Source organism: Desulfurobacteriaceae bacterium, from assembly GCA_039832905.1.
Classification (GTDB): domain Bacteria; phylum Aquificota; class Aquificia; order Desulfurobacteriales; family Desulfurobacteriaceae; genus Desulfurobacterium.
Genome location: JBDOLX010000049.1, coordinates 1 through 4,398, shown reverse-complemented (window position 1 = coordinate 4,398; position 4,398 = coordinate 1). Strand labels below are relative to the sequence as shown.

Sequence of the window (4,398 nt, the reverse complement as noted above, 5' to 3'; positions counted from 1 at the left end):
TGGAACGAAAACTCCAACAAGGTCAAAATCCTTTAGTGCTTTTGAGAAAATACCTACATTTGAAATTTTTACAAGTTCCTCTTTTACTCTTTCGATAGGACTATTTTCGAGATTTTTCGAAAATAGCCGTGAATAGTTAATAAAGGTTGGATGGTACTCAAAACCTAGAAAATGTTTAAACCTAATGCCTCTAATTATTCTTACAGGGTCTCTCTGAATAGATTCTTTACTGATTGGTCTTACTATTCTATTTTTTAGATCTTTTAAGCCGTTTGTTGGGTCAGTTAAGGAGAAATCATTAATAGAAACGGCTATTGCGTTTATTGTAAAATCTCTACTAAGAAGGTCTTTTTCCAAGGAGTCTTTTACATTGGAAACGTCAATGCGGAAGTTTTCACCAAAGAAGGTAATAACTGTTTTTTCCTTCTCAAAGGAAAAAGAGGATACTTTAAGAGTCTTTAAAATACAGTTATTAACTTTTTTAAGATCATCAAAAGTTATTATGTCTAAATCTACTCTATCCTTAAAGATGTTTAAGAGTCTATCCCTGACAAACCCACCAACTAAGAAAGCTTTAGAAAAACACCTTGCTATTTTTTCAACTACTGGATGGTAAAAAATCCTTTTTTCCATAATGGAGATTATAATGGAAAGAACTATTTTATTAGAAGCTAAGAATCTTTGGAAAATTTATGAGACAGAAGGAGAAAGGGTTGAAGCCTTAAAGGGTGTTAACTTTTCTCTCTCGGAAGGAGAGTTTTCCTTACTTATGGGTGCATCAGGTTCAGGAAAATCTACTCTTTTGCACATTTTAGGAACTCTTGATAAACCGACAAAGGGTAAAGTCTTCTTTGAAGGAAAGAACATTTTTAGTTTTCCAGAAAGAAAACTTGCAAAGTTTAGGAACGAGAAAATAGGCTTCGTCTTTCAGTTTCACTACCTTATAAACGAGCTTACAGTTTTGGAAAATGTTATGGTTCCATTGCTTTTAAGGAAAATTCCAAAAGAAGTTGCTGAAAGCAAAGCAAAGGAGTTGTTGCAAGTTATAGGACTCGGACATAGATTATCTCACAGACCATTTGAGATTTCCGGTGGTGAGAAACAGAGAGTTGCTATTGCAAGAGCTCTTGCCAATTCCCCAAAAGTTGTTCTTGCTGATGAACCTACTGGAAATCTTGACACAGAGACCACCCTTTCGGTCGTTGCCCTTATGAGAGAGCTAAATAGGAACTTCAAGATTTCTTTCCTAATTGCTACCCATAATAGAGAGCTGGAAAAGTTTGCTGACAACGTATACTTTATAAAGGACGGCATTTTAAACCCTAAATAAACCTTATTAAAGGAGCGTTTATGTTTGAAAGGTTCACAAACAAAGCAAGACAGGTAATTATTAAATCAAAAGAACAAGCAGTTGCTTTAAGATGTGAGAAACTTGGAACAGAACATATTCTCTTAACTCTTTTGAAAGAGGATGAAATTACAAATCAGATACTTTCCAAGTACAACATTTCCAAAGCAAGAATTCAGGAGATTATCATATCACAAATCCAACCTGCAAGCTTTGAGGTTGATGTAAATACAATTACTTTCTCTACTGAGGCAAGGAGAGTACTTGAGCATGCAGTTGAAGAATCTAAAATCTTGGGACACGCGTATGTAGGTCCAGAACACTTGTTTATAGCTCTTGCAAAAGAAAGGCTTGGACTTGCAGGTAGAATCTTAAGAAGTTATGGGCTTGACCACTACACTTTAAGAAGAGAAGTTGCAAGTCTTCTAAAAGGTATTGCAAGGGAAAAGAGAATGGTAAAGAAAAGTTCCACTCCTAACCTTGATAAGTTTGGAAGGGACTTAACAAAGCTTGCGGAAGAAGGGAAACTTGACCCTGTAATAGGAAGGGAGAAGGAGATAGAAAGAGTTACACATATCTTAGCAAGAAGAAGAAAGAACAATCCTGTTCTTATTGGTGAACCTGGAGTTGGAAAAACAGCGATAGTAGAAGGACTTGCATTAAAGATTGCTAAAGGCGAAGTTCCGGAAAAGTTAAAGAATAAGAGAATCGTTGCTTTAGACTTAGCGTCTTTAATTGCTGGAACGAAATATAGGGGACAGTTTGAAGAAAGGCTAAAAGCTATTGTTAAAGAGCTTGAGAACAATAAGGATGTTATCCTCTTCATAGATGAAATACATACTCTCGTTGGTGCTGGAGCAGCGGAAGGTTCTATGGATGCTTCAAACATATTGAAACCATCTCTTTCTCGTGGAGAAATACAGGTAATTGGTGCTACCACTATTGATGAGTACAGGAAGCACATAGAAAAAGATGGAGCGCTAGAAAGAAGATTTCAGCCTGTAATGGTAGAGGAGCCGTCAATAGAAGACACGATAGAAATCTTAAAAGGATTAAGACCAAAGTTTGAAGAGTTTCATAATGTCAAGATTACTGATGGAGCCATTGAAAGGGCTGTAAAACTTGCTGTTAGGTATATAAATGACAGAAAGCTTCCTGATAAAGCTATTGACATTATTGACGAAGCTGGTGCAAAAGCCCAACTTCAGGCAAGTAAAAAGGATAAGAGGGTTGAGAAACTTGAAAGAGAGATTGAAAAGGTGAAGTCTTTGAAAGAAGAAGCTCTTGCTATGGCAGATTATGAAAGGGCTCACTACTACAAACAGCAGGAACTTTCCTTGTTTTCTGAACTAGAGGAATTAAAGAGGGAAATAAAACTCAAACAGAAAGAAGAAAAAATAGTAATAAACGAATCCAGAGTAGAGGAAATCGTTGCCCTTTGGACCGGAATTCCTGTAAGACAGCTACAAGAAAAAGAAGCAGAAAAACTTTTAAGACTTGAAGAAGAACTACATAAAAGAATTGTTGGACAGGAAGAAGCTGTTAAAGCAGTAGCCAAAGCGATTAAACGTTCAAGACTCGGCATTAGGGCTAACTCCCAAAGACCTATTGGATCATTCCTTTTCTTAGGACCAACAGGCGTTGGTAAAACCGAACTTGCTAAAGCTCTCGCTGAAATTCTCTTCGGTGATGAAAAGGCTATGGTAAGAATTGATATGTCTGAATATATGGAAAAACATACAGTTTCAAGGCTCATCGGGGCTCCTCCAGGATATGTTGGATACGAAGAAGGAGGACAACTTACAGAAGCAGTAAGACGTAAACCTTATACTGTAATACTTCTTGACGAAGTAGAAAAGGCACATCCTGACGTTTTAAACATTCTTCTACAAATAATGGAGGACGGAAGGCTTACCGACGGACTTGGAAGAACAGTTTCATTCACAAACACCATTCTCATAATGACTTCAAACCTTGGGGCAAAACACCTTGTATCCTCTCAAAAGGGACTAGGATTTGAAATAAAAGATGGTAAGGAAGAAGAACGATCTTTTGAAAGAATGAAGTCTTTTGTATTAGAGGAAGTTAAGCGCCATTTCAAGCCTGAGTTCATAAATAGGCTTGATGGAATCATTGTTTTCCATCCTTTAACAAGAGAAGATGTAAAAGAAATTGTAAGAAAGCAGATAGACAGGCTAAACGAAGAACTAAAAGACAGAAACCTCAAAGTCTTTGTTACCAATAGGTTTATTGACTACATTGTTGATAAAGAGTTTAAAAAGGAATATGGTGCAAGAACAATAAGAAGGGCAATTCAGAACCTTATTGAAGATAGGCTTACTGATGAACTACTGATGGGAAGATTTACCAGCGGTGGAAATGTTCTATTTGATATCACTCCAAAAGGAAAGATTTCTGTTAGAGAAAAGAAGGAGAGAAAGAGGAGAGTAGGTAATGCGACGGTTTAAGGTCGATAAAGTTAAAGGTAACGTTGCTTATCTTCGCGGGCAGGAAGCCCGCCACGTTCTTAAAGTTTTAAGGTTAAGGAAAGGAGACGAAATAATAATCTTTGACGGAGAAGGAAAAGAGTACTTAGCTGAAATAGAAGCTGCCTCACCAACCTCTGTAAAACTTAACGTCCTTAAAGAATTGAACATCAATAGAGATAGCCATCTAAAATCTATCCTCTACATGGGACTTATGAATAAACTTCAAAAATTTGAACTTGCAATTCAAAAAGCAACAGAACTTGGAGTAAGTGAAATAGTTCCTGTAATATGTAAAAGGTCTTCAAATGCCCAGCTTATAAAGAACTGGGAGAACAAGTTAGGAAGGTGGAACGAAATAGTAATAAACGCTGCTAAGCAGTGTGGAAGGAACATACTGCCCCAGATAAATGAGCCCGTGAGACTTCCTGAGATAGAAAACAAAACGGAACTTTCTTTTGTTTTATGGGAAAAAGGTGGAAAAAGTTTAAAGGATTACGAATCTTTTAATGCTTCTTCTGTATCCTTCATTGTTGGTCCTGAAGGAGGACTTGATACTGAGGC

The 4,398-nt window shown here is 36.9% G+C and carries 4 protein-coding genes; 3 read left to right on the top strand and 1 reads right to left on the bottom strand.

Annotation, left to right across the window (positions count from 1 at the left end; genetic code table 11):
- Nucleotides 1-633 (bottom strand): polynucleotide adenylyltransferase (locus tag ABGX27_03495; protein MEO2068555.1); only part of this gene is annotated, 633 nt, incomplete at its 3' end.
- A gap of 13 nt (nucleotides 634-646) precedes the next feature.
- Here ABGX27_03495 and ABGX27_03490 point away from each other — a divergent pair.
- From ABGX27_03490 to ABGX27_03480, 3 genes are all read left to right on the top strand, one after another.
- Nucleotides 647-1,330 carry an ABC transporter ATP-binding protein gene (locus ABGX27_03490; protein MEO2068554.1) on the top strand — a complete coding sequence of 228 codons (684 nt, stop codon included), beginning with the start codon at nucleotides 647-649 and terminating at the stop codon, nucleotides 1,328-1,330.
- Nucleotides 1,331-1,350: 20 nt separating this feature from the next.
- The gene (locus ABGX27_03485; GenBank protein ID MEO2068553.1) at nucleotides 1,351-3,816 is read left to right on the top strand and encodes an ATP-dependent Clp protease ATP-binding subunit; all 2,466 of its coding nucleotides are present in this window, start codon (nucleotides 1,351-1,353) and stop codon (nucleotides 3,814-3,816) included.
- A partial coding sequence (locus tag ABGX27_03480; protein ID MEO2068552.1) for an RsmE family RNA methyltransferase occupies nucleotides 3,803-4,398 on the top strand: 596 nt, incomplete at its 3' end. The genes ABGX27_03485 and ABGX27_03480, both read left to right, overlap by 14 nt.

What these genes read in the sequence shown, in the direction of transcription:
- ABGX27_03490 (MEO2068554.1), top strand. Translation starts at nt 647, where the DNA reads ATGGAAAGAACTATTTTATTAGAAGCTAAGAATCTTTGGAAAATTTAT.
- ABGX27_03485 (MEO2068553.1), top strand. Translation starts at nt 1,351, where the DNA reads ATGTTTGAAAGGTTCACAAACAAAGCAAGACAGGTAATTATTAAATCA.